Source organism: Pseudomonas sp. NS1(2017), assembly GCF_002269425.1.
In the GTDB taxonomy this organism is placed as follows: Bacteria; Pseudomonadota; Gammaproteobacteria; order Pseudomonadales; family Pseudomonadaceae; genus Aquipseudomonas; species Aquipseudomonas reactans.
Genome location: NZ_CP022960.1, coordinates 629,304 through 655,127, shown reverse-complemented (window position 1 = coordinate 655,127; position 25,824 = coordinate 629,304). Strand labels below are relative to the sequence as shown.

Annotated in this window: 31 protein-coding genes and 4 tRNA genes; all 35 read left to right on the top strand. The window is 55.0% G+C overall.

Going from position 1 to position 25,824, the window contains the following annotated elements; translation table 11 throughout:
• Window positions 1-7 precede the first annotated feature (7 nt).
• The 35 genes from CI807_RS03175 (at window position 8) to rplR (ending at window position 25,823) form a co-directional block, all read left to right on the top strand.
• Window positions 8-454 carry a hypothetical protein gene (locus CI807_RS03175; protein ID WP_095013701.1) on the top strand — a complete coding sequence of 149 codons (447 nt, stop codon included), beginning with the start codon at window positions 8-10 and terminating at the stop codon, window positions 452-454.
• A 143-nt stretch (window positions 455-597) separates the two neighbouring features.
• Window positions 598-682: transfer RNA gene (locus tag CI807_RS03170), tRNA-Tyr, on the top strand.
• 24 nt (window positions 683-706) lie between these two features.
• Window positions 707-780, top strand: a tRNA-Gly gene (locus CI807_RS03165).
• Between the two features lie 26 nt (window positions 781-806).
• Window positions 807-882, top strand: a tRNA-Thr gene (locus tag CI807_RS03160).
• Window positions 883-1,043: 161 nt separating this feature from the next.
• Window positions 1,044-1,119 (top strand) — tRNA-Trp (locus tag CI807_RS03155).
• Between the two features lie 45 nt (window positions 1,120-1,164).
• Complete coding sequence (gene secE / locus CI807_RS03150) at window positions 1,165-1,533, top strand: preprotein translocase subunit SecE (protein ID WP_003194658.1); 369 nt, start codon at window positions 1,165-1,167, stop codon at window positions 1,531-1,533.
• Between the two features lie 9 nt (window positions 1,534-1,542).
• On the top strand, window positions 1,543-2,076 hold the full coding sequence (gene nusG / locus CI807_RS03145) for a transcription termination/antitermination protein NusG (protein WP_003176436.1): 534 nt from the start codon (window positions 1,543-1,545) through the stop codon (window positions 2,074-2,076).
• A 117-nt stretch (window positions 2,077-2,193) separates the two neighbouring features.
• Complete coding sequence (rplK, locus tag CI807_RS03140; RefSeq protein ID WP_003176435.1) at window positions 2,194-2,625, top strand: 50S ribosomal protein L11; 432 nt, start codon at window positions 2,194-2,196, stop codon at window positions 2,623-2,625.
• A complete protein-coding gene (gene rplA / locus CI807_RS03135; protein WP_003176434.1) occupies window positions 2,625-3,320 on the top strand; it encodes a 50S ribosomal protein L1 in 696 nt (231 codons plus the stop codon). The genes rplK and rplA overlap by 1 nt, the downstream gene beginning before the upstream one ends.
• A 199-nt stretch (window positions 3,321-3,519) precedes the next feature.
• On the top strand, window positions 3,520-4,020 hold the full coding sequence (rplJ, locus tag CI807_RS03130; RefSeq protein ID WP_016977599.1) for a 50S ribosomal protein L10: 501 nt from the start codon (window positions 3,520-3,522) through the stop codon (window positions 4,018-4,020).
• Between the two features lie 78 nt (window positions 4,021-4,098).
• A complete protein-coding gene (gene rplL, locus CI807_RS03125; protein ID WP_016977598.1) occupies window positions 4,099-4,464 on the top strand; it encodes a 50S ribosomal protein L7/L12 in 366 nt (121 codons plus the stop codon).
• Between the two features lie 219 nt (window positions 4,465-4,683).
• The gene (rpoB, locus tag CI807_RS03120) at window positions 4,684-8,757 is read left to right on the top strand and encodes a DNA-directed RNA polymerase subunit beta (protein WP_010206926.1); all 4,074 of its coding nucleotides are present in this window, start codon (window positions 4,684-4,686) and stop codon (window positions 8,755-8,757) included.
• A 64-nt stretch (window positions 8,758-8,821) separates the two neighbouring features.
• Window positions 8,822-13,021 (top strand): DNA-directed RNA polymerase subunit beta', encoded by a 4,200-nt coding sequence (rpoC, locus tag CI807_RS03115; protein ID WP_016977596.1) that lies wholly within the window; start codon window positions 8,822-8,824, stop codon window positions 13,019-13,021.
• A 216-nt stretch (window positions 13,022-13,237) separates the two neighbouring features.
• On the top strand, window positions 13,238-13,609 hold the full coding sequence (gene rpsL, locus CI807_RS03110) for a 30S ribosomal protein S12 (protein ID WP_002555494.1): 372 nt from the start codon (window positions 13,238-13,240) through the stop codon (window positions 13,607-13,609).
• A gap of 118 nt (window positions 13,610-13,727) precedes the next feature.
• On the top strand, window positions 13,728-14,198 hold the full coding sequence (rpsG, locus tag CI807_RS03105) for a 30S ribosomal protein S7 (protein WP_002555493.1): 471 nt from the start codon (window positions 13,728-13,730) through the stop codon (window positions 14,196-14,198).
• A gap of 30 nt (window positions 14,199-14,228) precedes the next feature.
• Window positions 14,229-16,334, top strand: coding sequence for an elongation factor G (gene fusA, locus CI807_RS03100; RefSeq protein WP_033900034.1), 2,106 nt, complete (start codon window positions 14,229-14,231; stop codon window positions 16,332-16,334).
• Between the two features lie 30 nt (window positions 16,335-16,364).
• Entirely contained in the window at window positions 16,365-17,558 is a 1,194-nt protein-coding gene (tuf, locus tag CI807_RS03095) for an elongation factor Tu (RefSeq protein WP_003176426.1), read from the top strand.
• 159 nt (window positions 17,559-17,717) lie between these two features.
• The gene (rpsJ, locus tag CI807_RS03090) at window positions 17,718-18,029 is read left to right on the top strand and encodes a 30S ribosomal protein S10 (RefSeq protein WP_003186070.1); all 312 of its coding nucleotides are present in this window, start codon (window positions 17,718-17,720) and stop codon (window positions 18,027-18,029) included.
• An 81-nt stretch (window positions 18,030-18,110) separates the two neighbouring features.
• Window positions 18,111-18,746, top strand: coding sequence for a 50S ribosomal protein L3 (gene rplC, locus CI807_RS03085; RefSeq protein WP_003194649.1), 636 nt, complete (start codon window positions 18,111-18,113; stop codon window positions 18,744-18,746).
• A gap of 12 nt (window positions 18,747-18,758) precedes the next feature.
• Window positions 18,759-19,361, top strand: a complete 603-nt coding sequence (rplD, locus tag CI807_RS03080; RefSeq protein ID WP_003176424.1) for a 50S ribosomal protein L4 — start codon at window positions 18,759-18,761, stop codon at window positions 19,359-19,361.
• On the top strand, window positions 19,358-19,657 hold the full coding sequence (gene rplW, locus CI807_RS03075; protein WP_002555488.1) for a 50S ribosomal protein L23: 300 nt from the start codon (window positions 19,358-19,360) through the stop codon (window positions 19,655-19,657). Before rplD ends, rplW begins: the two co-directional genes overlap by 4 nt.
• A 14-nt stretch (window positions 19,658-19,671) precedes the next feature.
• The gene (gene rplB, locus CI807_RS03070) at window positions 19,672-20,496 is read left to right on the top strand and encodes a 50S ribosomal protein L2 (protein WP_003186055.1); all 825 of its coding nucleotides are present in this window, start codon (window positions 19,672-19,674) and stop codon (window positions 20,494-20,496) included.
• A gap of 16 nt (window positions 20,497-20,512) precedes the next feature.
• A complete protein-coding gene (gene rpsS / locus CI807_RS03065; RefSeq protein ID WP_003232420.1) occupies window positions 20,513-20,788 on the top strand; it encodes a 30S ribosomal protein S19 in 276 nt (91 codons plus the stop codon).
• Window positions 20,789-20,799: 11 nt separating this feature from the next.
• Window positions 20,800-21,132: a 50S ribosomal protein L22 gene (gene rplV, locus CI807_RS03060; RefSeq protein ID WP_003103908.1), complete on the top strand. Its 333-nt coding sequence runs from the start codon at window positions 20,800-20,802 to the stop codon at window positions 21,130-21,132.
• Window positions 21,133-21,145: 13 nt separating this feature from the next.
• A complete protein-coding gene (gene rpsC / locus CI807_RS03055; protein ID WP_003176422.1) occupies window positions 21,146-21,832 on the top strand; it encodes a 30S ribosomal protein S3 in 687 nt (228 codons plus the stop codon).
• Between the two features lie 12 nt (window positions 21,833-21,844).
• Window positions 21,845-22,258: a 50S ribosomal protein L16 gene (gene rplP, locus CI807_RS03050; protein WP_003176421.1), complete on the top strand. Its 414-nt coding sequence runs from the start codon at window positions 21,845-21,847 to the stop codon at window positions 22,256-22,258.
• Window positions 22,258-22,449 (top strand): 50S ribosomal protein L29, encoded by a 192-nt coding sequence (gene rpmC, locus CI807_RS03045; RefSeq protein WP_002555481.1) that lies wholly within the window; start codon window positions 22,258-22,260, stop codon window positions 22,447-22,449. Before rplP ends, rpmC begins: the two co-directional genes overlap by 1 nt.
• Window positions 22,450-22,451: 2 nt before the next feature.
• Window positions 22,452-22,718, top strand: coding sequence for a 30S ribosomal protein S17 (gene rpsQ / locus CI807_RS03040; protein WP_003176419.1), 267 nt, complete (start codon window positions 22,452-22,454; stop codon window positions 22,716-22,718).
• Between the two features lie 23 nt (window positions 22,719-22,741).
• Complete coding sequence (gene rplN / locus CI807_RS03035) at window positions 22,742-23,110, top strand: 50S ribosomal protein L14 (protein WP_002555479.1); 369 nt, start codon at window positions 22,742-22,744, stop codon at window positions 23,108-23,110.
• Window positions 23,111-23,121: 11 nt separating this feature from the next.
• A complete protein-coding gene (gene rplX / locus CI807_RS03030) occupies window positions 23,122-23,436 on the top strand; it encodes a 50S ribosomal protein L24 (RefSeq protein WP_003176416.1) in 315 nt (104 codons plus the stop codon).
• A gap of 22 nt (window positions 23,437-23,458) precedes the next feature.
• Window positions 23,459-23,998, top strand: a complete 540-nt coding sequence (gene rplE / locus CI807_RS03025) for a 50S ribosomal protein L5 (protein WP_003194642.1) — start codon at window positions 23,459-23,461, stop codon at window positions 23,996-23,998.
• Between the two features lie 13 nt (window positions 23,999-24,011).
• Window positions 24,012-24,317 (top strand): 30S ribosomal protein S14, encoded by a 306-nt coding sequence (gene rpsN, locus CI807_RS03020; protein WP_003176414.1) that lies wholly within the window; start codon window positions 24,012-24,014, stop codon window positions 24,315-24,317.
• Window positions 24,318-24,523: 206 nt separating this feature from the next.
• A complete protein-coding gene (gene rpsH / locus CI807_RS03015) occupies window positions 24,524-24,916 on the top strand; it encodes a 30S ribosomal protein S8 (protein ID WP_010206883.1) in 393 nt (130 codons plus the stop codon).
• 12 nt (window positions 24,917-24,928) lie between these two features.
• A complete protein-coding gene (gene rplF / locus CI807_RS03010) occupies window positions 24,929-25,462 on the top strand; it encodes a 50S ribosomal protein L6 (protein ID WP_003194640.1) in 534 nt (177 codons plus the stop codon).
• Window positions 25,463-25,472: 10 nt separating this feature from the next.
• Window positions 25,473-25,823 (top strand): 50S ribosomal protein L18, encoded by a 351-nt coding sequence (rplR, locus tag CI807_RS03005; RefSeq protein ID WP_003186037.1) that lies wholly within the window; start codon window positions 25,473-25,475, stop codon window positions 25,821-25,823.
• Window position 25,824: the final 1 nt, after the last annotated feature.

The following is a 25,824-nucleotide window of genomic DNA, read 5'->3' as shown; positions in this document are numbered from 1 at the left end:
GGTGATTATGCGTTGGTTGTTTTTGCTTTTACTTGTCCTCAACGCCTTCTACTACATATGGCATCAGCAAGAAGCGCCGTTGCGTGCCAAAGATGTTACGCCTCTGAGCCTTTATAAGGGTGGGCAGCAGGACATTCGCCTGCTCAGTGAGTCCTCTGATGCTGTGGTGCGCAGAGATCGTGCAAAGGCAGCAGAGGCGCAAAATACCTGTTTGTATATCGGTGGTTTTACGGATCAGCGACAGGCTCAGTCGGTAGAGCAGCGGCTGACAAGCCTGGATATAAAGGCCAAGCTTCAATTGCTGAATACTGCTGAAGCTTCCGGCTATTGGCTGCGCGTAGCCCCTGAAAGCCGACGCCTGGCTGAGGATCTGCCTTTTGAAAACCTTGCTAAGGAATTCAATGAGTTAAAACATAAAATAATGTTGTGCGAAGGCGTTGCATCTCTCGAATAGTTTGCATAGAATGGCGCCCGCTTCGCAGTGAAGACCTTTAAGGTCTACAGCGTGAAGCGAAGGTCAATGCAGCTAACCTCATATTTTTAAATGAGAAAATGCTTGACAGAAGGTCGGCGTAATGTAAAATGCCGGCTCGCTTAGGAGGGGTTCCCGAGCGGCCAAAGGGATCAGACTGTAAATCTGACGTCTACGACTTCGAAGGTTCGAATCCTTCCCCCTCCACCATTTTTAGCGTGAGCTGCAAGCTCCGCGGGTATAGTTTAGTGGTAGAACCTCAGCCTTCCAAGCTGATGATGCGGGTTCGATTCCCGCTACCCGCTCCAAGTTTGCAGGTTGTGCAAGGTGTTTTGCTCTTGTAGCTCAGTTGGTAGAGCACACCCTTGGTAAGGGTGAGGTCAGCGGTTCAAATCCGCTCAAGAGCTCCATATAACAAGGCAGATATGAAAATATCTGCCTTTGTTTTAACAGCTGCCTCGGCTTGTTGGTGTTGCGTCTGGCTTTATCGCCAGGTGATTTCAAGTCTTGTGGGGTTGGTTGTTGTAAAGTCTTTTTCAGGCCTGCATAATGGTCGGCCTGATTTTGTTTTAGGTCAGTAGCTCAATTGGCAGAGCGACGGTCTCCAAAACCGTAGGTTGGGGGTTCGATTCCCTCCTGACCTGCCAGATTCACGTGGTGTATCTGGCTTTCTTTTCACAGGATCTTCATAGATGACTCCTAAGGCTGAAGCTCAAAGCTCTCGTTTCGATCTGGTCAAGTGGCTCGCTGTAGTCGCCTTGGTGGTCGTAGGCGTTGTTGGCAATCAGTACTATTCTGCTTCGCCGATCCTGTACCGCGTGCTCGCTTTGCTTGCCCTTGCTGCTGTAGCTGCCTTTGTAGGCCTGCAGACTGCTAAAGGCAAGTCTTTCGCGGTCCTGGTGAAGGAAGCTCGCACCGAAATTCGTAAAGTCGTTTGGCCGACTCGCCAAGAAACCACGCAGACCACGTTGATCGTTGTGGCTGTTGTTCTGGTTATGGCGTTGCTGTTGTGGGGGCTTGACTCCCTGCTCGGCTGGCTTGTTTCCTTGATTGTTGGCTAAGGGTGTCCCGTGGCTAAGCGTTGGTACGTTGTGCATGCTTACTCGGGTTACGAGAAGCATGTTATGCGCTCTTTGCTAGAGCGCGTAAAGCTGGCAGGCATGGAAGATGGCTTCGGCGAAATTCTGGTTCCCACTGAAGAAGTGGTTGAAATGCGGAATGGCCAGAAGCGTAAAAGTGAACGCAAGTTCTTCCCTGGCTACGTGCTGGTTCAGATGGACATGAATGAAGGTACTTGGCACTTGGTCAAGGATACCCCTCGTGTCATGGGTTTCATCGGCGGTACCGCTGATAAGCCTGCTCCTATCACTGACAAAGAGGCGGAAGCGATTCTGCGTCGCGTTGCTGATGGTAGCGACAAACCCAAGCCGAAGACGTTGTTCGAGCCGGGTGAGGTTGTTCGTGTCACAGATGGTCCGTTTGCTGATTTCAACGGTACTGTCGAAGAAGTTAACTACGAAAAGAGCCGGATCCAAGTGGCGGTGCTCATTTTCGGTCGCTCTACTCCGGTAGAGCTAGAGTTCAGCCAGGTCGAGAAGGTCTAGCTGAGCAAGCATCCCAACCCCGCAGCCGTAGGCTGTGGGGTTTTGTCGTCACTGGGATAAACGCGCAAGTAACCGGGGAGCCTTTCGAGGCGTTTGAACCCGTAATTGGAGTGCCTCATGGCCAAGAAGATTACCGCTTACATCAAGCTGCAAGTGAAGGCCGCTCAGGCCAACCCTAGTCCACCTGTCGGTCCAGCTCTGGGTCAGCACGGCGTGAACATCATGGAATTCTGCAAGGCCTTCAACGCCCGTACTCAGGGTCTTGAGCCAGGTCTGCCGACTCCAGTGATCATCACTGTATACAGCGACCGTAGCTTCACTTTCGAAACCAAGTCGACCCCGGCTTCGGTTCTGTTGAAGAAAGCTGCTGGTCTGACTAGCGGTTCCGCTCGTCCTAACACCGTTAAGGTCGGCACTGTAACTCGTGCTCAGCTGGAAGAAATCGCGAAAACCAAAAACGCGGATCTGACTGCAGCTGATATGGATGCAGCCGTGCGTACCATCGCCGGTTCTGCTCGTAGCATGGGCCTTAACGTGGAGGGTGTGTAATGGCTAAGCTGACCAAGCGCCAAAAGGCTATCGCCGGCAAAATCGAAGCGGGCAAGTCCTACAATTTTGTAGACGCTGCTGCCCTGCTGACCGAGCTGTCGACTGTCAAGTTCAGCGAGTCCGTTGACGTTGCTGTAAACCTGGGTGTTGACCCACGTAAATCCGACCAGGTCGTTCGTAGCGCAACTGTGCTGCCACACGGTACTGGCAAGACTGTACGTGTAGCTGTCTTCACTCAAGGCCCAGCAGCTGAAGCTGCTCTGGCCGCCGGCGCTGATCGCGTTGGCATGGACGACCTGGCTGCCGAAATGAAAGGCGGCGACCTGAACTATGACGTCGTTATTGCTTCCCCGGATGCAATGCGCGTTGTAGGTCAGTTGGGTCAGATCCTGGGTCCACGTGGCCTGATGCCTAACCCTAAAGTCGGCACCGTAACGCCAGACGTAGCTACCGCGGTTAAGAACGCCAAGGCTGGTCAGGTTCGTTATCGCACCGACAAAAACGGCATCATTCACACCTCCGTTGGCAAAGTCGGCTTCGATGCCGTCAAGCTGAAGGAAAACGTTGAAGCCCTGATCGCTGATCTGAAGCGTATCAAGCCAGCTTCCTCGAAAGGTATCTACGTCAAGCGCGTTACCCTGAGCACCACTATGGGCCCAGGTCTGGTCATCGACCAAGGCTCGCTGGACGTATAAGACACAAGTTGGCGCGAGAGATCGCGCCAATTGAAAAAATTGGGGTCCCTGCCTGGCGGGGGCTATCCAAGACCGTAGGCGACGCAAGTCTTAAACCACAAGCCTACGCAGATGGTGCTCCCGGTTCCTTACCGAATCAGACACCAAAACGACATCCGGCTCCGGCCAGATGAAACGGTAACAAGCAGGAGTTAAACCCGTGGCAATTAATCTCGAAGACAAGAAGGCCATCGTCGCTGAAGTCAACGAGGCTGCCAAAGCTGCTCTGTCCGCTGTCGTGGCTGATGCCCGTGGTGTGACAGTAGGCGCTATGACCGGACTCCGTAAAGAGGCTCGTGAAGCTGGCGTATACGTACGTGTTGTACGTAACACCCTGCTCAAGCGCGCTGTTGCTGACACTGAATACAGTGTCCTCAACGACGTGTTCACCGGCCCGACCCTGATTGCGTTCTCCACCGACCATCCTGGCGCTGCTGCCCGTTTGTTCAAAGAGTTCGCCAAGGGTCAGGACAAGTTCGAGATCAAGGCAGCTGCGTTCGAGGGCAAGTTCCTCGCAGCTAACCAAATCGACGTACTGGCAACACTGCCGACCCGTAACGAAGCTATTTCGCAGCTGATGAGCGTGATTCAAGGCGCTACCAGCAAGCTGGCTCGTACTCTGGCCGCAGTTCGCGAGCAAAAAGAAGCTGCCGCAGCCTAAGGCTGAGCGACTTCTCTCGCGGTTTTTTGTTTATTTCGATGGCCGAGTAGGCCGTCCCCCAATTCAGGAAATACAGCAATGTCTATCTCCCAAGACGATATCCTCAACGCCGTAGCTGAAATGTCGGTTCTGCAGGTTGTTGAGCTGATCAAAGCTTTCGAAGAAAAATTCGGCGTTTCCGCTGCCGCTGCTTCCGCTGGCCCAGCCGCTGTTGCTGCTGTTGCTGAAGAGCAAACCGAATTCAACGTCATGCTGCTGGAAGCTGGCGAGAAGAAAGTAAACGTGATCAAGGCAGTACGTGAACTGACCGGTCTGGGCCTGAAAGAAGCCAAGGCTGTAGTTGACGGCGCTCCTGCCCAGGTTCTGGAAGCTGTTGCCAAAGACGCAGCTGAAAAAGCCAAAGCAGTACTGGAAGAAGCAGGCGCTAAAGTCGAGCTGAAGTAAGCATCGACCTTGCGTCTCCAGCCCAAGCGTTAAGCTGAAGGCTGATGGCTGGTGGCTCTTGCCACCGGCCTTTTTCCGTTCTTGGCTGTCGACTCGGTCGCCGCCATTAACGCGCTGTAGCCACCCGATGCGGTGGTGCAAACCATGGGGTTTGCGAGATTTTCTGGCTGCTCCCGTCGGGAGGGCCAAACAAGCAGGTGACCAAGCTGGGGAACGCTGATGGCTTACTCATATACTGAGAAAAAACGTATCCGCAAGGACTTTAGCAAGTTGCCGGACGTCATGGATGTCCCGTACCTTCTGGCTATCCAGCTGGATTCGTATCGTGAATTCTTGCAGGCGGGAGCGACCAAAGATCAGTTCCGCGACGTGGGCCTGCATGCGGCCTTCAAATCCGTTTTCCCGATCATCAGCTACTCCGGCAATGCTGCGCTGGAGTACGTCGGTTATCGCCTGGGCGAACCGGCATTTGATGTCAAAGAATGCGTGTTGCGCGGTGTTACTTACGCCGTACCTTTGCGGGTAAAAGTGCGCCTGATCATTTTCGACAAAGAATCGTCGAACAAAGCGATCAAGGACATCAAAGAGCAAGAAGTCTACATGGGCGAAATCCCATTGATGACCGAGAACGGTACCTTCGTTATCAACGGTACCGAGCGTGTGATCGTTTCCCAGCTGCACCGTTCCCCGGGCGTGTTCTTCGACCACGACCGCGGCAAGACGCACAGCTCCGGCAAGCTCCTGTACTCCGCGCGGATCATTCCGTACCGCGGTTCGTGGTTGGACTTCGAATTCGACCCGAAAGACTGCGTGTTCGTGCGTATCGACCGTCGTCGCAAGCTGCCAGCCTCGGTACTGCTGCGCGCGCTCGGTTACACCACTGAGCAAGTGCTGGACGCTTTCTATACCACCAACGTGTTCAGCCTGAAGGATGAAACCCTCAAGTTGGAGCTAATCGCTTCGCGTCTGCGTGGTGAAATTGCCGTCCTGGACATCCAGGATGAAAAAGGCAAGGTCATTGTTGAAGCTGGCCGCCGTATCACTGCGCGCCACATCAACCAGATCGAAAAAGCCGGTATCAAAGAGCTGGAAGTGCCTCTGGACTACGTCCTGGGTCGTACTACCGCCAAGGTCATCGTTCACCCGGCTACAGGCGAAATCCTGGCTGAGTGCAACACCGAGCTGAACACCGAGATCCTGGCCAAAATCGCCAAGGCTCAGGTCGTTCGCATCGAGACCCTGTACACCAACGACATCGACTGCGGTCCGTTCATCTCCGACACGCTGAAGATCGATTCCACCAGCAACCAATTGGAAGCGCTGGTCGAGATCTATCGCATGATGCGTCCTGGTGAGCCACCAACCAAAGACGCTGCCGAGACCCTGTTCAACAACCTGTTCTTCAGCCCTGAGCGCTATGACCTGTCTGCGGTCGGCCGGATGAAGTTCAACCGTCGTATCGGTCGTACCGAAATCGAAGGTTCGGGCGTGCTGTGCAAGGAAGACATCGTCGCGGTACTGAAGACCCTGGTCGACATCCGTAACGGTAAAGGCATCGTCGATGACATCGACCACCTGGGTAACCGTCGTGTTCGCTGTGTAGGCGAAATGGCCGAAAACCAGTTCCGCGTTGGCCTGGTACGTGTTGAGCGTGCGGTCAAAGAGCGTCTGTCGATGGCTGAAAGCGAAGGCCTGATGCCGCAGGACCTGATCAACGCCAAGCCAGTGGCTGCGGCGGTGAAAGAGTTCTTCGGTTCCAGCCAGCTCTCGCAGTTCATGGACCAGAACAACCCGCTCTCCGAGATCACCCACAAGCGCCGTGTTTCCGCACTGGGCCCGGGCGGTCTGACCCGTGAGCGTGCTGGCTTTGAAGTTCGTGACGTACACCCGACGCACTACGGTCGTGTTTGCCCGATCGAAACGCCGGAAGGTCCGAACATCGGTCTGATCAACTCCCTGGCCGCTTATGCGCGCACCAACCAGTACGGCTTCCTCGAGAGCCCGTACCGTGTGGTGAAAGACGCTCTGGTCACCGACGAGATCGTTTTCCTGTCCGCCATCGAAGAAGCTGATCACGTGATCGCTCAGGCTTCGGCCACGATGAACGACAAGAAAGTCCTGGTCGACGAGCTGGTAGCTGTTCGTCACTTGAACGAGTTCACCGTCAAGGCGCCGGAAGACGTCACCTTGATGGACGTATCGCCGAAGCAGGTAGTTTCGGTTGCAGCGTCGCTGATCCCGTTCCTGGAGCACGATGACGCCAACCGTGCGTTGATGGGTTCCAACATGCAGCGTCAAGCTGTACCGACCCTGCGCGCTGACAAGCCGCTGGTTGGTACCGGCATGGAGCGTAACGTAGCCCGTGACTCCGGCGTTTGCGTCGTGGCTCGTCGTGGCGGCGTGATCGACTCTGTTGATGCCAGCCGTATTGTGGTTCGTGTTGCCGATGACGAAGTTGAAACTGGCGAAGCCGGTGTCGACATCTACAACCTGACCAAATACACCCGCTCGAACCAGAACACCTGCATCAACCAGCGTCCGCTGGTGAGCAAGGGTGATCGCGTTCAGCGTAGCGACATCATGGCCGACGGCCCGTCCACCGATATGGGTGAGCTGGCACTGGGTCAGAACATGCGCATCGCGTTCATGGCATGGAACGGCTTCAACTTCGAAGACTCCATCTGCCTGTCCGAGCGTGTTGTTCAGGAAGACCGTTTCACCACGATCCACATTCAGGAACTGACCTGTGTGGCACGTGACACCAAGCTTGGGCCAGAGGAAATCACTGCAGACATCCCGAACGTGGGTGAAGCTGCACTGAACAAACTGGACGAAGCCGGTATCGTTTACGTAGGTGCTGAAGTAGGCGCAGGCGACATCCTGGTCGGTAAGGTCACTCCGAAAGGCGAGACCCAACTGACTCCGGAAGAGAAGCTGTTGCGTGCCATCTTCGGTGAAAAAGCCAGCGACGTTAAAGACACCTCCCTGCGTGTACCTACTGGTACCAAAGGTACTGTCATCGACGTACAGGTCTTCACCCGTGACGGCGTTGAGCGTGATGCTCGTGCACTGTCCATCGAGAAGACCCAGCTCGACGAGATCCGCAAGGACCTGAACGAAGAGTTCCGTATCGTTGAAGGCGCGACCTTCGAACGTCTGCGCTCCGCCCTGGTAGGCCACAAGGCTGAAGGCGGCGCAGGTCTGAAGAAAGGTCAGGACATCACTGACGAAATCCTCGACGGTCTTGAGCACGGCCAGTGGTTCAAACTGCGCATGGCTGAAGACGCTCTTAACGAGCAGCTCGAGAAGGCCCAGGCCTACATCGTTGATCGTCGCCGTCTGCTGGACGACAAGTTCGAAGACAAGAAGCGCAAACTGCAGCAGGGCGATGACCTGGCTCCAGGCGTGCTGAAAATCGTCAAGGTTTACCTGGCAATCCGTCGTCGCATCCAGCCGGGCGACAAGATGGCCGGTCGTCACGGTAACAAAGGTGTGGTCTCCGTGATCATGCCGGTTGAAGACATGCCGCACGATGCCAATGGCACCCCGGTCGACGTTGTCCTCAACCCGTTGGGCGTACCTTCGCGTATGAACGTTGGTCAGATCCTTGAAACCCACCTGGGCCTCGCGGCCAAAGGTCTGGGCGAGAAGATCAACCGTATGATCGAAGAGCAGCGCAAGGTCGCAGACCTGCGTAAGTTCCTGCACGAGATCTACAACGAGATCGGCGGTCGCAACGAAGAGCTGGACACCTTCTCCGACCAGGAAATCCTGGATCTGGCGAAGAACCTGCGCGGCGGCGTTCCAATGGCTACCCCGGTGTTCGACGGTGCCAAGGAAAGCGAAATCAAGGCCATGCTGAAACTGGCAGACCTGCCAGAAAGCGGCCAGATGCAGCTGTTCGACGGCCGTACCGGCAACAAGTTCGAGCGCCCGGTTACTGTTGGCTACATGTACATGCTGAAGCTGAACCACTTGGTAGACGACAAGATGCACGCTCGTTCTACCGGTTCGTACAGCCTCGTTACCCAGCAGCCGCTGGGTGGTAAGGCTCAGTTCGGTGGTCAGCGTTTCGGGGAGATGGAGGTCTGGGCACTGGAAGCATATGGTGCTGCTTACACTCTGCAAGAAATGCTCACAGTGAAGTCGGACGATGTGAACGGTCGGACCAAGATGTACAAAAACATCGTGGACGGCGATCACCGTATGGAGCCGGGCATGCCCGAGTCCTTCAACGTGTTGATCAAAGAAATTCGTTCCCTCGGCATCGATATCGATCTGGAAACCGAATAACACGTGACGCGAATCGAGAGCGGGGCTGTTTAGCCCGCTCTCTGCTCCGCCAGGAGGAAAGGCCTTGAAAGACCTACTGAATTTGCTGAAAAACCAGGGTCAAGTCGAAGAGTTCGACGCCATCCGTATTGGATTGGCATCGCCTGAGATGATCCGTTCGTGGTCGTTCGGTGAAGTTAAAAAGCCGGAAACCATCAACTACCGTACGTTCAAACCTGAGCGTGACGGCCTGTTCTGCGCCAAGATCTTTGGCCCGGTAAAGGATTACGAGTGCCTGTGCGGTAAGTACAAGCGCTTGAAGCACCGTGGCGTGATCTGCGAGAAGTGCGGCGTTGAAGTTGCGCTGGCCAAGGTTCGTCGTGAGCGCATGGCGCACATCGAGCTGGCTTCGCCGGTTGCCCACATCTGGTTCCTGAAATCGCTGCCGTCCCGTATTGGCTTGCTGATGGACATGACCCTGCGTGATATCGAACGCGTTCTCTACTTCGAGAGCTATGTCGTTATCGATCCAGGCATGACCACCCTTGAAAAAGGTCAGCTGCTGAACGACGAGCAGTACTTCGAAGCGCTGGAAGAGTTCGGCGACGATTTCGATGCCCGCATGGGTGCCGAAGCTGTCCGCGAACTGCTGCACGCTATCGACCTGGAACACGAGATTGGCCGCCTGCGTGAAGAAATTCCGCAAACCAACTCCGAAACCAAGATCAAGAAACTGTCCAAGCGCCTGAAGTTGATGGAGGCCTTCCAGGGTTCCGGCAACTTGCCAGAGTGGATGGTGCTGACCGTTCTGCCGGTTCTGCCGCCAGACCTGCGTCCGCTGGTACCGTTGGACGGTGGTCGTTTCGCGACGTCCGACCTCAACGACCTGTACCGCCGCGTGATCAACCGTAACAACCGCTTGAAGCGCCTGCTTGATCTGTCCGCTCCGGACATCATCGTGCGCAACGAAAAGCGTATGTTGCAAGAAGCGGTCGACGCCTTGCTCGACAACGGTCGTCGTGGCCGCGCTATCACCGGTTCGAACAAACGTCCTCTGAAATCCTTGGCTGACATGATCAAGGGTAAGCAAGGTCGTTTCCGTCAGAACTTGCTCGGTAAGCGTGTTGACTACTCCGGTCGTTCGGTAATTACCGTAGGCCCGACCCTGCGTCTGCACCAGTGCGGTCTGCCTAAGAAGATGGCACTTGAGCTGTTCAAGCCATTCATCTTCGGCAAGCTGGAAATGCGCGGTCTCGCGACCACCATCAAAGCGGCCAAGAAAATGGTCGAGCGCGAACTGCCTGAGGTTTGGGACGTTCTCGCTGAAGTGATCCGCGAACACCCGGTTCTCCTCAACCGTGCACCGACCCTTCACCGTCTGGGTATCCAGGCGTTTGAACCGGTACTGATCGAAGGTAAGGCTATCCAGCTGCACCCTCTGGTCTGTGCTGCGTACAACGCCGACTTCGACGGCGACCAAATGGCCGTGCACGTACCGCTGACACTGGAAGCCCAGTTGGAAGCGCGTGCGTTGATGATGTCGACCAACAATATTCTGTCGCCAGCCAACGGTGAGCCAATCATCGTTCCGTCGCAGGACGTTGTATTGGGTCTGTACTACATGACCCGTGAAGCGATCAACGCCAAAGGCGAAGGTCGTGTGTTCGCTGACCTGCAAGAAGTTGACCGTGTGTTCCGTGCCGGCGAAGCCGCACTGCACGCCAAGGTCAAAGTGCGGATCAACGAAACCGTCAACGACCGTGATGGCGGCAGCGTGAGCGGCACCCGTATCGTCGACACCACTGTCGGCCGTGCGCTGCTGTATCAAGTTGTGCCAAAAGGTCTGTCGTACGACGTCGTCAACCTGCCGATGAAGAAAAAGGCGATCTCCAAGCTGATCAACCAGTGCTACCGCGTGGTTGGTTTGAAAGAGACCGTGATCTTCGCTGACCAGTTGATGTACACCGGCTTTGCTTATTCGACCATCTCCGGCGTTTCCATCGGCGTTAACGACTTCGTTATCCCGGATGAAAAAGCCCGCATCATCAATGCTGCTACTGATGAAGTGAAAGAGATCGAAAGCCAGTACGCCTCCGGCCTGGTAACCCAGGGCGAGAAGTACAACAAAGTGATCGACCTTTGGTCGAAGGCGAACGACGAAGTGTCCAAGGCGATGATGGCCAACCTCTCGAAAGAGAAGGTTATCGACCGTCACGGCGTGGAAGTCGATCAAGAGTCCTTCAACTCGATGTACATGATGGCCGACTCGGGCGCACGGGGTTCTGCTGCGCAGATCCGTCAGCTCGCCGGTATGCGTGGCCTGATGGCCAAGCCGGACGGCTCCATCATCGAAACGCCGATTACAGCGAACTTCCGTGAAGGTTTGAGCGTACTTCAGTACTTCATCTCGACTCACGGTGCTCGTAAAGGTCTGGCGGATACCGCGTTGAAAACCGCTAACTCCGGTTACCTGACGCGTCGTCTGGTAGACGTTGCACAAGATCTGGTTGTAACCGAGATCGATTGCGGCACCGAGCACGGCCTGCTGATGACTCCGCACATTGAAGGCGGTGACGTTGTAGAGCCGCTGGGTGAGCGCGTATTGGGTCGTGTTATTGCCCGTGACGTATTCAAGCCAGGTACCGAGGAAGTTATCGTTCCTGCTGGCACCCTGGTAGACGAAAAGTGGGTCGAGTTCATCGAACTCAACAGCATCGACGAAGTGATCGTTCGCTCGCCGATCAGCTGCGAAACCCGCTACGGCATTTGCGCCAAGTGCTACGGCCGTGACTTGGCTCGTGGTCACCAGGTGAACATCGGTGAAGCGGTCGGCGTTATCGCTGCCCAGTCCATCGGTGAGCCGGGTACCCAGCTGACCATGCGTACGTTCCACATCGGTGGTGCGGCAAGCCGGACCTCCGCAGCCGACAGCGTTCAGGTGAAGAATGGCGGTACCGTCCGTCTGCACAACCTGAAACACGTTGAGCGAGTGGATGGTCACTTGGTTGCTGTGTCCCGTTCCGGTGAGCTGGCAATCGCTGATGACTACGGTCGTGAGCGCGAGCGTTACAAGCTGCCGTACGGTGCTGTGATTTCGGTTAAAGAAGGTGACAAGGTCGACGCTGGCGCAATCGTGGCCAAGTGGGATCCGCACACTCACCCAATCGTTACCGAAATGAAAGGTACCGTGACCTACGTGGGCATGGAAGAAGGCATCACGATCAAGCGTCAGACTGACGAATTGACCGGTATGACCAACATTGAAGTACTCGACGCGAAAGATCGTCCAGCTGCCGGTAAAGACATCCGTCCTGCCGTGAAGATGGTCGATGACAATGGCAAGGATCTGTTGCTGCCAGGCACTGACGTAATCGCTCAGTACTTCCTGCCAGCCAACGCCCTGGTCGGTGTAGCGGATGGTGCGAAGATCGCGATCGGTGATGTTATCGCGCGTATCCCGCAAGAAACTTCGAAGACCCGTGACATCACCGGTGGTCTGCCGCGTGTTGCCGACTTGTTCGAAGCTCGTCGTCCGAAAGAAGCGTCGATTCTGGCTGAAGTCAGCGGCACCATCGCGTTCGGTAAAGAGACCAAGGGCAAGCGCCGTCTGGTCATTACCCCGAACGACGGTACCGATCCGTACGAAGAGCTGATTCCGAAGTGGCGTCACCTGAACGTCTTCGAAGGCGAACAGGTAAACCGCGGCGAAGTTATCTCCGACGGCCCGAGCGATCCACACGACATCCTGCGTCTGCTGGGTGTGAGTGCGCTGGCCAAGTACATCGTTAACGAGATCCAGGACGTTTACCGCCTGCAAGGCGTGAAGATCAACGATAAGCACATCGAGACCATCCTGCGTCAGATGCTGCGTAAAGTTGAAATCGCTGAATCCGGCGATTCAAGTTTCATCAAGGGCGACCAGATGGAACTGACTCACGTACTGGTAGAGAACGAGCGTCTGGGCGCGGAAGACAAGTTTGTCTCCAAGTTCACCCGCGTGCTGCTGGGTATCACCAAGGCGTCGTTGTCCACTGAGTCGTTCATCTCGGCGGCCTCCTTCCAGGAGACCACTCGCGTACTGACCGAAGCAGCGGTAACCGGCAAGCGCGATTACCTGCGCGGCCTGAAAGAAAACGTGGTTGTGGGTCGTCTGATCCCGGCCGGTACCGGTTTGGCTTACCACAGCGAGCGTAAGCGTCGCCGTGATGCTGACAAGCCGCTGCGCGTAAGCGCCAGTGAAGTGGAAGCTGCACTGACCGAAGCGCTGAACTCTAGCGGTAACTGAGTTCTGCACTAGATAAGTCTGGGCCCCGGCAGCCCCATTCGTCGGATCGAGGCATTTTTGCCCCGGTTCGGTGAGTGGGGATGTCGGGGCCTTGCCTTGACTGGGGGCAAGATCCTCTTTAGACTCTTGTACCCCTAAATTTGGCGGGAATTCGTTCCTGCCATTTTGCTTTTCTTGCAAGACAATAGCGTCGCAAGACAACAGTGGAGCTAGTAGATGGCAACTATCAACCAGCTGGTACGTCAGCCGCGTAAGCGTATCGTCGAGAAATCCGACGTACCTGCGCTGCAGAACTGCCCGCAACGTCGTGGCGTATGCACCCGTGTGTATACCACCACGCCGAAAAAACCTAACTCGGCACTGCGTAAAGTATGCCGTGTGCGCCTGACCAACGGTTTCGAGGTTTCCTCGTACATCGGTGGTGAAGGTCACAACCTGCAAGAGCACAGCGTGGTACTGATCCGCGGCGGTCGTGTAAAAGACTTGCCAGGTGTTCGTTACCACACCGTACGCGGCTCCTTGGATACTTCCGGCGTTAAAGGTCGTAACCAGGGTCGTTCGAAGTACGGTACCAAGAAGCCTAAGTAGTAGCGGCTTTTTGTAAAACTGAATCATCTTATTTTCTGAGTCGATAAGAGTAAGGTCGGAGGCGTCCCGCAAGGGCACCGATTCCGAACGAACCTGAAGACCGTTTGAGGGCTTATCCATGCCAAGAAGACGCGTAGCAGCCAAGCGCGAAGTGCTTGACGATCCAAAATACGGAAGCCAAATTCTGGCCAAGTTCATGAACCACGTGATGGAAAGCGGCAAGAAAGCCGTTGCTGAGCGTATCGTTTATGGCGCGCTGGAAAAGGTTAAAGAACGCAAGAACAGCGACCCCCTGGAAATCTTCGAGAAAGCTCTCGACGCCATCGCTCCGCTGGTCGAAGTGAAGTCGCGCCGTGTAGGCGGTGCTACTTACCAGGTTCCGGTCGAAGTTCGCCCGTCCCGTCGTAACGCTCTGGCAATGCGCTGGTTGGTAGACTTCGCCCGTAAGCGCGGCGAGAAGTCTATGGCTCTGCGTTTGGCCGGCGAGCTGTTGGACGCTGCTGAAGGTAAAGGTGCTGCTGTTAAGAAGCGTGAAGACGTGCACCGTATGGCTGAAGCTAACAAAGCTTTCTCGCACTACCGCTTCTAATCTTAGCTTCACTAATTTTGCGAGGGCTTTATGGCTCGTACTACTCCGATTAGCCGCTACCGTAACATCGGTATCGTTGCTCACGTGGATGCTGGTAAAACCACCACCACCGAGCGCGTACTGTTTTACACCGGCAAAAGTCACAAAATGGGCGAGGTGCATGACGGCGCCGCGACCACAGACTGGATGGTTCAGGAGCAGGAGCGTGGTATTACCATTACTTCTGCTGCTATTACCGCCTTCTGGAAAGGTTCCGAGAAGCAGTACAAAGACGAGCACCGTTTCAACGTAATCGATACCCCGGGCCACGTAGACTTCACCATTGAAGTTGAGCGTTCCCTGCGCGTACTCGACGGCGCTGTCGTTGTGTTCTGCGGTACCTCGGGTGTTGAGCCTCAGTCGGAAACCGTATGGCGTCAAGCCAACAAGTACGGCGTTCCACGTCTTGTTTATGTAAACAAGATGGACCGTGCTGGTGCCAACTTCCTGCGCGTGATCGGTCAGATCAAGCAGCGTCTGGGTCACACCCCGGTGCCAATCCAATTGGCTATCGGTTCCGAAGACAACTTCCAGGGTCAGATCGATCTGATCAACATGGAAGCTGTTTACTGGAATGATTCCGACAAAGGTATGGTTCCTGTTCGTAAGCCTATCCCTGCAGAACTGCAGGAGCTGGCTGACGAGTGGCGCAACAACATGGTTGAGGCTGCTGCCGAAGCCAACGAAGAGCTGATGAACAAGTACCTCGAAGGTGAAGAACTCACCAACGTGGAAATCAAGGCTGCTCTGCGTCAGCGTACTATCGCTGGCGAGATCGTCTTGGCTGTTTGCGGTTCTTCCTTCAAGAACAAGGGGGTTCCCCTGGTTCTCGACGCCGTTATCGACTACCTGCCGGCTCCAACCGACATTCCTGCTATCAAGGGTACCAACCCTGATAACGAGGAAGAAGAGATGGAACGTCACGCCGATGACAGCGAGCCGTTCTCGGCTCTGGCGTTCAAGATCGCAACCGACCCATTCGTGGGTACTTTGACCTTCGTCCGCGTTTACTCGGGCGTGTTGGCCTCCGGCGACGGCGTGATCAACTCGGTTAAAGGCAAGAAAGAGCGCGTGGGTCGTATGGTGCAAATGCACGCAAACGCCCGTGAAGAGATCAAGGAAGTACGCGCTGGTGACATCGCGGCCCTGATCGGCATGAAGGACGTCACCACGGGTGAGACTTTGTGCGACGCTGCCAAGCCAATCATCCTGGTTCGCATGGACTTCCCGGAGCCGGTTATTTCGGTTGCCGTAGAGCCTAAGACCAAGGATGACCAGGAAAAAATGGGTATCGCTCTGGGCAAACTTGCTCAGGAAGATCCATCTTTCCGCGTCAAGACTGATGAAGAGACTGGTCAAACGATCATCTCCGGCATGGGCGAGCTGCACCTGGACATCCTGGTTGACCGGATGCGCCGTGAGTTCAACGTCGAAGCCAACATCGGTAAGCCTCAGGTTTCCTATCGTGAGCGCATCACGAAGAACTGTGAAATCGAAGGCAAGTTCGTTCGTCAGTCCGGCGGTCGTGGTCAGTTCGGTCACTGCTGGATCCGTTTTGCTCCTGCTGACGAAGGTCAGGAAGGTCTGCAATTCGTGAACGAAGTAGTGGGTGGTGTGGTTCCTAAGGAATACATCCCTGCTATCCAGAAGGGCATCGAAGAGCAGATGAAGAACGGTGTTGTTGCCGGCTATCCGCTGATCGGCCTGAAAGCAACCGTTTTTGACGGTTCTTACCACGACGTCGACTCCAACGAGATGGCGTTTAAGGTGGCTGCTTCCATGGCAACCAAGCAACTGGCCCAGAAGGGCGGTGGTGAGTTGCTTGAGCCAATCATGGCGGTAGAAGTTGTTACACCTGAAGACTATATGGGTGATGTCATGGGCGACCTTAACCGTCGTCGCGGCATGATCTTGGGTATGGAAGACACGGTTTCCGGCAAAGTGATTCGCGCCGAGGTTCCGTTGGGTGAGATGTTCGGTTATGCGACCGACGTTCGCTCCATGTCCCAGGGTCGCGCAAGCTACTCTATGGAATTCAAAAAATACAACACAGCTCCGGCGCACATCGCTGAAACTGTATCCAAAAAACAAGGCTGATTCAGTCCTTTAGGCAAGGAGTTAATTGTCGTGGCTAAAGAAAAATTTGATCGTTCCCTACCGCACGTCAACGTTGGCACCATCGGTCACGTTGACCACGGTAAAACCACTCTGACTGCTGCTCTGACTCGCGTTTGCTCCGAAGTTTTCGGTTCCGCAATCGTTGATTTCGATAAAATCGACAGCGCGCCAGAAGAAAAAGCTCGTGGTATCACCATCAACACTGCGCACGTTGAATACAACTCGCTGATCCGTCACTACGCTCACGTTGACTGCCCAGGTCACGCTGACTATGTGAAGAACATGATCACCGGTGCTGCTCAAATGGACGGCGCTATCCTGGTTTGCTCGGCCGCTGATGGTCCGATGCCACAAACCCGTGAGCACATCCTGCTGTCCCGTCAGGTAGGCGTTCCGTACATCGTGGTTTACCTGAACAAGGCTGACCTGGTAGACGACGCTGAGCTGCTGGAACTGGTTGAGATGGAAGTGCGCGATCTGCTGAGCACTTACGACTTCCCAGGCGACGACACTCCGATCATCATCGGTTCTGCTCGTATGGCTCTGGAAGGCAAAGACGACAACGAAATGGGCACCACGTCCGTTCGTAAACTGGTTGAGACTCTGGACAGCTACATCCCAGATCCAGTCCGTGTTATCGACAAGCCGTTCCTGATGCCAATCGAAGACGTATTCTCGATCTCCGGTCGCGGTACTGTTGTAACTGGTCGTATCGAGCGCGGTATCGTTAAGGTTCAAGATCCACTGGAAATCGTTGGTCTGCGTGACACTACCGTCACCACCTGCACCGGTGTTGAAATGTTCCGTAAACTGCTCGACGAAGGTCGTGCTGGCGAGAACTGCGGCGTTCTGCTGCGTGGTACCAAGCGTGACGACGTTGAGCGTGGCCAGGTTCTGGTTAAGCCAGGTTCGGTTAAGCCGCACACCAAGTTCGAAGCTGAAGTGTACGTGCTGAGCAAAGAAGAAGGCGGTCGTCACACTCCGTTCTTCAAAGGCTACCGTCCACAGTTCTACTTCCGTACTACCGACGTAACTGGTAACTGCGAACTGCCGGAAGGCGTAGAAATGGTAATGCCAGGCGACAACATCAAAATGGTTGTTACCCTGATCAAAACCATCGCTATGGAAGACGGCCTGCGTTTCGCAATCCGTGAAGGCGGCCGTACCGTTGGTGCTGGCGTTGTAGCTAAAATCATCGAGTAATTATCTCTTCTGAGATAGCTCTGATGTTTTGAAAAGGCCCCCGCTCAGCGGGGGCCTTTTTTATTGGGTTGACACCTATCAGGGCCGTCTATAGAATTGCGCCTCCTTTTAACGGGCGTATTGCGCTCGCTGGGAATAGCAGCCGGAGTCTGAAATCCAATGCAAAATCAGCAAATCCGTATCAGGTTGAAGGCTTTTGACCATCGCCTGATCGACCAATCCACCCAGGAAATCGTGGAAACCGCGAAACGTACTGGTGCACAAGTGCGTGGTCCAATTCCACTGCCTACCCGTAAAGAGCGGTTCACCGTTCTGGTCTCCCCGCACGTCAACAAAGACGCGCGTGACCAGTACGAGATCCGTACTCATAAGCGCGTACTGGACATCGTCCAGCCAACGGATAAAACCGTTGATGCACTTATGAAGCTCGATCTGGCGGCCGGTGTGGAAGTACAGATCAGCCTCGGCTAAGACTCGGGTCTTAGTCGTGTAACGCTCTGAAATGGGCGGCCATAGCGGGTGAAAGCCCCGTACACTCATGAGGTTTACAACATGACTATTGGTGTAGTCGGTCGTAAATGCGGTATGACCCGTATTTTCACCGAAGAAGGTGTCTCCATTCCGGTCACGGTCATTGAGATCGAACCGAATCGCGTCACCCAGTTCAAAACTGAAGAGACCGATGGCTATCGTGCAGTGCAAGTCACTGTCGGCGAGCGTCGTGCTTCGCGTGTGACTGCTGCTCAAGCAGGTCACTTCGCTAAAGCAAACGTTGCAGCTGGTCGCACTGTTATGGAGTTCCGTCTCGAAGACGGCGACTACCAGGCTGGCGATCTGATCAACGCTGAAATCTTCGCTGCTGGTCAACTGGTTGATGTAACCGGTCAGTCCAAAGGTAAAGGCTTCCAGGGTACGATCAAGCGTTGGAATTTCCGTGGCCAAGACAACACTCACGGTAACTCCGTTTCCCACCGCGTCCCGGGCTCTATTGGCCAGTGCCAGACTCCTGGTCGTGTATTCAAGGGCAAGAAAATGTCCGGTCATATGGGCGCTGAGCGCGTGACCGTGCAGTCCCTCGAAGTAGTGCGCGTCGACGCTGAACGCAATCTGTTGTTGGTCAAGGGTGCTGTTCCTGGCGCTACTGGCGGCAACCTGGTTGTACGTCCGGCGGCCAAGGCTCGCGGTTAAGGGGAAGCTGACATGCAATTAAATGTAAATGACGCTCAAGCGATCGAAGTTTCCGAACTGACGTTTGGCGGCGAGTTCAACGAGACGCTGGTTCACCAAGCAGTCGTGGCCTACATGGCCGGCGGCCGTCAAGGTAGCAAGCAGCAAAAGACCCGTTCCGACGTTCGTGGTGGCGGTAAGCGCCCTTGGCGTCAGAAAGGTACTGGCCGTGCTCGTGCCGGTACTATCCGTAGCCCAATCTGGCGTGGCGGTGGTACCACTTTCGCAGCTCGTCCACAGGATCACTCGCAGAAGCTCAACAAGAAGATGTACCGCGCAGCTCTGCGCTCCATCCTTGCTGAACTCGTGCGTACTGACCGTCTGGTCGTGGTTCAGGACTTCGCTGTTGAAAGCCCGAAAACCAAAGATCTGCTGGGCAAACTGAACAACATGAGCCTGACCGACGTTTTGATCGTGTCGGAAGCTGTTGATCAGAACCTGTACCTGGCTGCTCGCAACCTGCCACACGTTGATGTACGTGACGTGCAAGGTTCCGATCCAGTTAGTCTGATCGCATACGACAAGGTGTTGATCACCGTGTCGGCCGTGAAGAAATTCGAGGAGCTGCTGGGATGAACCAGGAACGCGTATTTAAAGTTCTGCTTGGCCCGCACGTTTCCGAAAAGGCTACGGTTCTGGCTGACAAGAAAGGCCAGTTCGTTTTCAAGGTTGCAACTGACGCAACCAAGCTGGAAATCAAGAAGGCCGTCGAAAGCCTGTTCAGCGTGAAAGTAGAGCGTGTTACTACCCTGAATGTTCTGGGTAAGAGCAAGCGCACTGCTCGCGGTCTGGGCAAGCGTAATGACTGGAAGAAGGCAGTTATCTCCCTTCAGCCAGGCCAAGATCTCGATTTCAGCAGCAGTGCTGAGTAAGGAAGGGGTGCATCATGGCAATCGTTAAATGCAAACCGACTTCCCCTGGCCGCCGTTTTGTGGTCAAGGTGGTCAACCAGGAGCTGCATAAAGGCGCTCCTCACGCACCGCTGCTCGAGAAAAAATCGAAGTCTGGTGGTCGTAACAACAATGGTCGTATTACCACTCGTCACATCGGTGGTGGCCATAAGCAGCATTATCGTCTGGTCGACTTCCGTCGCAACGACAAAGATGGCATCGCTGCCACTGTCGAGCGTATCGAATACGATCCAAACCGTACTGCTCACATCGCTCTGCTGCTGTACGCAGATGGCGAGCGTCGCTACATCATCGCCCCTAAAGGCGTGAGCGCTGGCGACCAGCTGATCGCAGGTGCTCTAGCACCGATCAAGCCGGGCAACGCTCTGCAACTGCGCAACATTCCAGTTGGTAGCACCGTACACGGCATCGAATTGAAGCCAGGTAAAGGCGCGCAAATCGCTCGTTCCGCTGGTGCTTCGGCTCAGCTGATCGCTCGTGAAGGTGTCTACGTGACCCTGCGTCTGCGTTCTGGTGAGATGCGTAAAGTGCTGGCTGAATGCCGCGCGACCCTGGGCGAAGTCTCGAACTCCGAGCACAGCCTGCGTTCGCTGGGTAAAGCTGGTGCCAAACGCTGGCGTGGCGTTCGCCCAACCGTTCGTGGTGTTGCCATGAACCCGGTTGACCACCCACACGGTGGTGGTGAAGGTCGTACCTCTGGTGGTCGTCATCCGGTATCGCCATGGGGCTTCCCGACTAAGGGCGCGAAGACTCGTGGTAATAAGCGTACCGACAAAATGATCGTCCGTCGTCGCAAGTAAATAGAGGGATACGACAGTGCCACGTTCTCTGAAAAAAGGTCCTTTTATTGATCTTCACCTACTGAAGAAGATCGAAGTGGCGGCGGAAAAGAACGATCGCAAACCAGTTAAGACCTGGTCGCGTCGTTCGATGATCCTGCCACAAATGGTCGGTCTGACCATCGCTGTACACAACGGTCGCTTGCACGTCCCAGTTCTCGTGAACGAAGACATGGTCGGCCACAAACTAGGCGAGTTTGCCGGTACCCGCACTTATCGTGGGCACGTGGCAGACAAGAAAGCCAAGCGTTAAGGGGTTAGGAAATGGAAGTAGCCGCTAAGTTGTCGGGCGCTCGAATCTCCGCCCAGAAAGCCCGCTTGGTCGCCGACCAGATCCGCGGGAAGAAGGTGGGCGAAGCGCTCAACCTGTTGGCTTTCAGCAGTAAGAAAGCCGCCGAGATCATGAAGAAAGTGCTGGAGTCGGCCGTAGCCAACGCCGAGCATAACGAAGGCGCAGACGTTGATGACCTGAAGGTCAGCACCGTTTTCGTCAACGAAGGGCGTTCGCTGAAGCGCATCATGCCACGTGCCAAAGGCCGTGCTGATCGCATCGTCAAGCGGTCTTGCCATATCACTGTCAAGGTTGCTGACAAGTAACGGAGTCGAAGAGATGGGTCAGAAAGTACATCCCATTGGCATTCGCCTGGGAATCGTCAAGGAGCACACCTCCGTCTGGTACGCAGACGGTCGGACTTATGCGGACTATTTGTTCGCTGATCTGAAGGTGCGTGAGTATCTCCAAGACAAACTAAAAAGCGCGTCCGTAAGCCGTATCGATATCCATCGTCCGGCCCAAACTGCACGTATCACCATCCACACCGCTCGTCCAGGTATCGTTATCGGGAAGAAAGGTGAAGATGTTGAGAAACTGCGTCAGGACCTGACCAAGCAAATGGGTGTGCCTGTGCACATCAATATCGAAGAGATCCGCAAGCCGGAGCTCGACGGTATGCTGGTTGCGCAGAGCGTAGCTCAGCAGCTGGAGCGTCGCGTAATGTTCCGTCGCGCTATGAAGCGCGCTGTACAGAACGCCATGCGCATTGGTGCCAAAGGCATCAAAATCCAAGTGAGCGGTCGTCTCGGCGGTGCTGAAATCGCACGTACTGAATGGTATCGCGAAGGTCGTGTGCCACTGCACACCCTGCGTGCCGACATCGACTATGCCAACTACGAAGCTCACACCACTTACGGTGTGATCGGTGTAAAGGTTTGGATCTTCAAAGGCGAAGTAATTGGTGGTCGCCAAGAAGAACTGAAACCACAAGCACCAGCGCCTCGTAAAAAAGCTGCTAAGTAAGGGGTACGCCAAATGTTGCAACCTAAGCGTACGAAGTTCCGCAAGCAGATGACAGGCCACAACCGTGGTCTGGCTCAGCGCGGTAGCAAAGTCAGCTTCGGCGAGTTCGCGCTGAAGTCTGTAGCTCGTGGTCGTCTCACCGCTCGTCAGATCGAGTCAGCGCGTCGTGCTCTGACCCGTCACGTTAAACGTGGCGGCAAGATCTGGATCCGTGTATTCCCGGACAAGCCGATCTCCAAAAAACCTCTCGAGGTTCGGATGGGTAAAGGTAAGGGTAACGTGGAATACTGGGTAGCCCAGATTCAGCCAGGCAAAGTCCTGTATGAAATCGAGGGTGTTTCTGAAGAGCTGGCGCGTGAGGCTTTCGCCCTGGCTGCTGCAAAGCTGCCGCTCGCCACCTCCTTTGTTAAACGGACGGTGATGTGATGAAAGCGAATGAACTTCGTGAAAAATCCGCACAGCAGCTGAACGAGCAACTGCTCGGCCTGCTGCGCGACCAGTTCAATCTGCGTATGCAGAAAGCAACTGGCCAGTTGGGGCAGTCTCATCTGCTCTCGCAAGTTAAGCGTGACATCGCTCGCGTGAAGACTGTGCTCAACCAGCAGGCAGGTAAGTGATCATGGCTGAAGCCGAAAAGACTGTCCGTACGCTGACTGGCCGTGTTGTCAGCGACAAGATGGACAAAACCATCACCGTTCTGATCGAGCGTCGCGTTAAGCACCCGATCTACGGTAAATATGTTAAGCGTTCGACTAAGCTGCACGCGCACGACGAAACCAATCAGTGCCACATCGGCGACAAAGTCACTATTCGTGAAACTCGTCCGCTGGCCAAGACCAAGTCTTGGGCACTGGTTGATGTTCTCGAACGCGCTGTGGAAGTCTAAGGACTAGGGGTCGGAGAAATTATATGATTCAGACTCAATCCATGCTCGATGTGGCCGATAACAGCGGCGCTCGCCGTGTTATGTGCATCAAGGTGCTGGGTGGCTCCCATCGTCGTTACGCTGGTATCGGTGACATCATCAAAGTTACCGTCAAGGAAGCAATTCCTCGCGGTAAAGTGAAAAAAGGCCAAGTGATGACTGCTGTTGTAGTCCGCACTCGTCACGGCGTACGTCGTGCTGATGGCTCCATTATCCGCTTTGATGGCAACGCTGCTGTTCTTCTGAACAACAAGCAAGAGCCGATCGGCACCCGTATCTTTGGGCCAGTGACCCGTGAACTTCGTACTGAGAAGTTCATGAAGATCGTCTCGCTCGCCCCAGAAGTGCTGTAAGGAGATCCGACATGCAAAAGATTCGTCGTGACGACGAGATCATCGTGATCGCCGGCAAAGACAAAGGTAAGCGCGGTAAGGTGCTTAAGGTTCTCGCTAATAACCGTCTGGTTATCGGTGGTCTGAACCTGGTTAAGCGTCATACCAAGCCTAACCCGATGTCGGGCGTGCAGGGCGGTATCGTCGAGAAAGAAGCTCCGCTGGACGCTTCTAACGTCGCCATCTTCAACGGCGAAACCAACAAGGCTGACCGCGTTGGTTTCAAAGTAGAAGACGGTAAGAAAATTCGTGTCTTCAAGTCGACCCAAAAAGCGGTTGATGCTTGAACACTGCTAGGTAGATTAGACCATGGCACGACTACAAGAGATTTACCGGAAGGAAATCGCCCCTAAGCTTAAGGAAGAACTTAAGCTTGGGAACGTGATGGAAGTTCCGCGCGTTACCAAAATCACCCTGAACATGGGTCTGGGCGAAGCGATCGGCGACAAAAAAGTCATCGAGCACGCTGTTGCTGACCTGGAAAAGATCACCGGCCAGAAAGTCGTTGTGACCTACGCTCGGAAATCCATCGCTGGCTTTAAAGTCCGTGAAGGTTGGCCGATCGGCGTCAAAGTGACCCTGCGCCGTGAGCGTATGTACGAATTCCTGGATCGTCTGCTGTCGATCTCCCTGCCTCGGGTCCGCGACTTCCGCGGCCTGAATGCCAAGTCCTTCGATGGTCGTGGTAACTACAGCATGGGCGTGAAAGAGCAGATCATCTTCCCGGAAATCGACTACGACAAGATCGATGCTCTCCGCGGTCTGGACATCACCCTGACCACCACTGCCAAGAACGATGATGAAGGTCGCGCCCTGTTGCGTGCTTTCAAATTCCCGTTCCGCAACTGATTGGAGTAGGACCATGGCCAAGATGAGCATGAAAAACCGCGAGCTGAAGCGTCAGCTCACGGTTGCCAAGTACGCCAAGAAGCGTGCAGCACTGAAAGCAATCATCGTTGATCTGAACGCAAGTCCAGAAGCACGTTGGGAAGCTACAGTTGCTCTGCAGAAGCAGCCACGTGACGCAAGCGCTTCGCGCATGCGTAACCGCTGCCGCCTGACCGGTCGTCCACACGGCGTTTACCGCAAGTTCGGCCTCGGCCGTAACAAACTGCGTGAAGCGGCAATGCGTGGTGACGTGCCAGGTCTGGTTAAAGCCAGCTGGTAAGTACTTTCAACGTCCAGGTGGCCAATATCGCAAGATACTGACCACCGGTGACCTTGAATCTGGAACAAGCCCCTTTTGGGGCTTGTTTCATTTCCGGAGTGTGTCTAAAATACGCGGCTCGCCTGAGCCCGTGTTTTTTACCCGGAGATTCTCGGCGACATATGTAGCCGCAAGGCTAATTTTTTTGTATTAGGAGCGTCTAGCCCATGAGTATGCAGGACCCGTTAGCGGACATGCTAACTCGTATCCGTAATGCCCAGATGGCTGAAAAGTCCGTCGTAAGCATGCCATCTTCCAAGTTGAAGGTAGCTGTTGCCAAAGTCCTGAAAGACGAAGGCTACATTGCGGGTTATCAGATCAGCAGCGATGTAAAAGCACTGCTGTCCATCGAGCTGAAGTACTTCGAAGGCCGTTCGGTCATCGAGGAAGTGAAGCGCGTTAGCCGTCCAGGCCTGCGTCAGTACAAGTCCGCTGAAGATCTGCCGAAAGTTCGTGGCGGTCTGGGCGTGTCTATCGTCTCCACCAACAAAGGTGTGATGACGGATCGTGCTGCGCGCGCTGCCGGTGTCGGCGGCGAAGTTCTTTGCACTGTGTTCTAAGGGGGGATAAGCATGTCTCGCGTCGCTAAGAACCCCGTTAAGCTGCCAGCCGGTGTCGAAGTCAAATTCGCAGGCCAACAGCTTTCGGTGAAGGGTGCCAAGGGTACTCTTGAACTGAACATCCATTCGTCCGTTGAGATCGTTGAAGAAGCTGGTGAGCTGCGTTTCGCTGCTCGCAATGGCGATCAACAAACTCGCGCAATGGCCGGTACCACGCGTGCGTTGGTAAACAACATGGTCCAAGGCGTAAGCCAAGGCTTCGAGCGTAAGCTCCAGCTGGTCGGTGTTGGTTACAAAGCGCAAGCAAAAGGCACGGTTTTGAACCTGGCCCTTGGCTTCTCGCACCCTGTGGATTACGAACTGCCAGCGGGCATCACTGCTGAGACCCCTAGCCAGACCGATATCCTGATCAAGGGCATCGACAAGCAGCTGGTAGGTCAAGTGGCCGCTGAGATCCGCGACTTCCGTCCACCAGAGCCGTACAAAGGCAAAGGTGTGCGCTACGCGGACGAAGTCGTCCGTCGTAAAGAAGCCAAGAAGAAGTAGGGCATAGCAAATGACCGACAAAAAAGTTACTCGACTGCGTCGCGCTCGCAAAGCACGCCTGAAAATGCACGAACTCGAAGTCGTGCGTCTCTGCGTGTTCCGCTCGTCGCAGCACATCTACGCCCAGGTCATCTCGGCCGACGGCAACAAAGTCCTGGCAAGCGCCTCGACTTTGGATAAAGAACTGCGTGATGGTGCCACTGGCAACATCGACGCGGCCACAAAGGTTGGCCAGCTGGTCGCTACGCGTGCTAAGGCCGCTGGCGTCTCGCAAGTGGCTTTCGACCGCTCTGGCTTCAAGTACCACGGTCGCGTGAAAGCGCTGGCTGATGCTGCTCGTGAAGCTGGGCTGGAGTTCTAAG

Bases quoted from the DNA above. Each gene is read 5' to 3' on its own strand.
- rpsL (WP_002555494.1), top strand. From the start codon at position 13,238: ATGGCAACTATCAACCAGCTGGTACGTCAGCCGCGTAAGCGTATCGTC.
- rpsQ (WP_003176419.1), top strand. From the start codon at position 22,452: ATGGCTGAAGCCGAAAAGACTGTCCGTACGCTGACTGGCCGTGTTGTC.
- rplV (WP_003103908.1), top strand. From the start codon at position 20,800: ATGGAAGTAGCCGCTAAGTTGTCGGGCGCTCGAATCTCCGCCCAGAAA.
- rpoB (WP_010206926.1), top strand. From the start codon at position 4,684: ATGGCTTACTCATATACTGAGAAAAAACGTATCCGCAAGGACTTTAGC.
- rpsH (WP_010206883.1), top strand. From the start codon at position 24,524: ATGAGTATGCAGGACCCGTTAGCGGACATGCTAACTCGTATCCGTAAT.
- rplE (WP_003194642.1), top strand. From the start codon at position 23,459: ATGGCACGACTACAAGAGATTTACCGGAAGGAAATCGCCCCTAAGCTT.
- rplB (WP_003186055.1), top strand. From the start codon at position 19,672: ATGGCAATCGTTAAATGCAAACCGACTTCCCCTGGCCGCCGTTTTGTG.
- rplC (WP_003194649.1), top strand. From the start codon at position 18,111: ATGACTATTGGTGTAGTCGGTCGTAAATGCGGTATGACCCGTATTTTC.
- rplF (WP_003194640.1), top strand. From the start codon at position 24,929: ATGTCTCGCGTCGCTAAGAACCCCGTTAAGCTGCCAGCCGGTGTCGAA.
- rplK (WP_003176435.1), top strand. From the start codon at position 2,194: ATGGCCAAGAAGATTACCGCTTACATCAAGCTGCAAGTGAAGGCCGCT.
- rplR (WP_003186037.1), top strand. From the start codon at position 25,473: ATGACCGACAAAAAAGTTACTCGACTGCGTCGCGCTCGCAAAGCACGC.
- secE (WP_003194658.1), top strand. From the start codon at position 1,165: ATGACTCCTAAGGCTGAAGCTCAAAGCTCTCGTTTCGATCTGGTCAAG.
- rpsC (WP_003176422.1), top strand. From the start codon at position 21,146: ATGGGTCAGAAAGTACATCCCATTGGCATTCGCCTGGGAATCGTCAAG.
- CI807_RS03175 (WP_095013701.1), top strand. From the start codon at position 8: ATGCGTTGGTTGTTTTTGCTTTTACTTGTCCTCAACGCCTTCTACTAC.
- fusA (WP_033900034.1), top strand. From the start codon at position 14,229: ATGGCTCGTACTACTCCGATTAGCCGCTACCGTAACATCGGTATCGTT.
- rplL (WP_016977598.1), top strand. From the start codon at position 4,099: ATGTCTATCTCCCAAGACGATATCCTCAACGCCGTAGCTGAAATGTCG.
- rpsG (WP_002555493.1), top strand. From the start codon at position 13,728: ATGCCAAGAAGACGCGTAGCAGCCAAGCGCGAAGTGCTTGACGATCCA.
- rpsJ (WP_003186070.1), top strand. From the start codon at position 17,718: ATGCAAAATCAGCAAATCCGTATCAGGTTGAAGGCTTTTGACCATCGC.
- rpsN (WP_003176414.1), top strand. From the start codon at position 24,012: ATGGCCAAGATGAGCATGAAAAACCGCGAGCTGAAGCGTCAGCTCACG.
- rplP (WP_003176421.1), top strand. From the start codon at position 21,845: ATGTTGCAACCTAAGCGTACGAAGTTCCGCAAGCAGATGACAGGCCAC.
- rplX (WP_003176416.1), top strand. From the start codon at position 23,122: ATGCAAAAGATTCGTCGTGACGACGAGATCATCGTGATCGCCGGCAAA.
- rpmC (WP_002555481.1), top strand. From the start codon at position 22,258: ATGAAAGCGAATGAACTTCGTGAAAAATCCGCACAGCAGCTGAACGAG.
- rplD (WP_003176424.1), top strand. From the start codon at position 18,759: ATGCAATTAAATGTAAATGACGCTCAAGCGATCGAAGTTTCCGAACTG.
- rplW (WP_002555488.1), top strand. From the start codon at position 19,358: ATGAACCAGGAACGCGTATTTAAAGTTCTGCTTGGCCCGCACGTTTCC.
- rplN (WP_002555479.1), top strand. From the start codon at position 22,742: ATGATTCAGACTCAATCCATGCTCGATGTGGCCGATAACAGCGGCGCT.
- rplA (WP_003176434.1), top strand. From the start codon at position 2,625: ATGGCTAAGCTGACCAAGCGCCAAAAGGCTATCGCCGGCAAAATCGAA.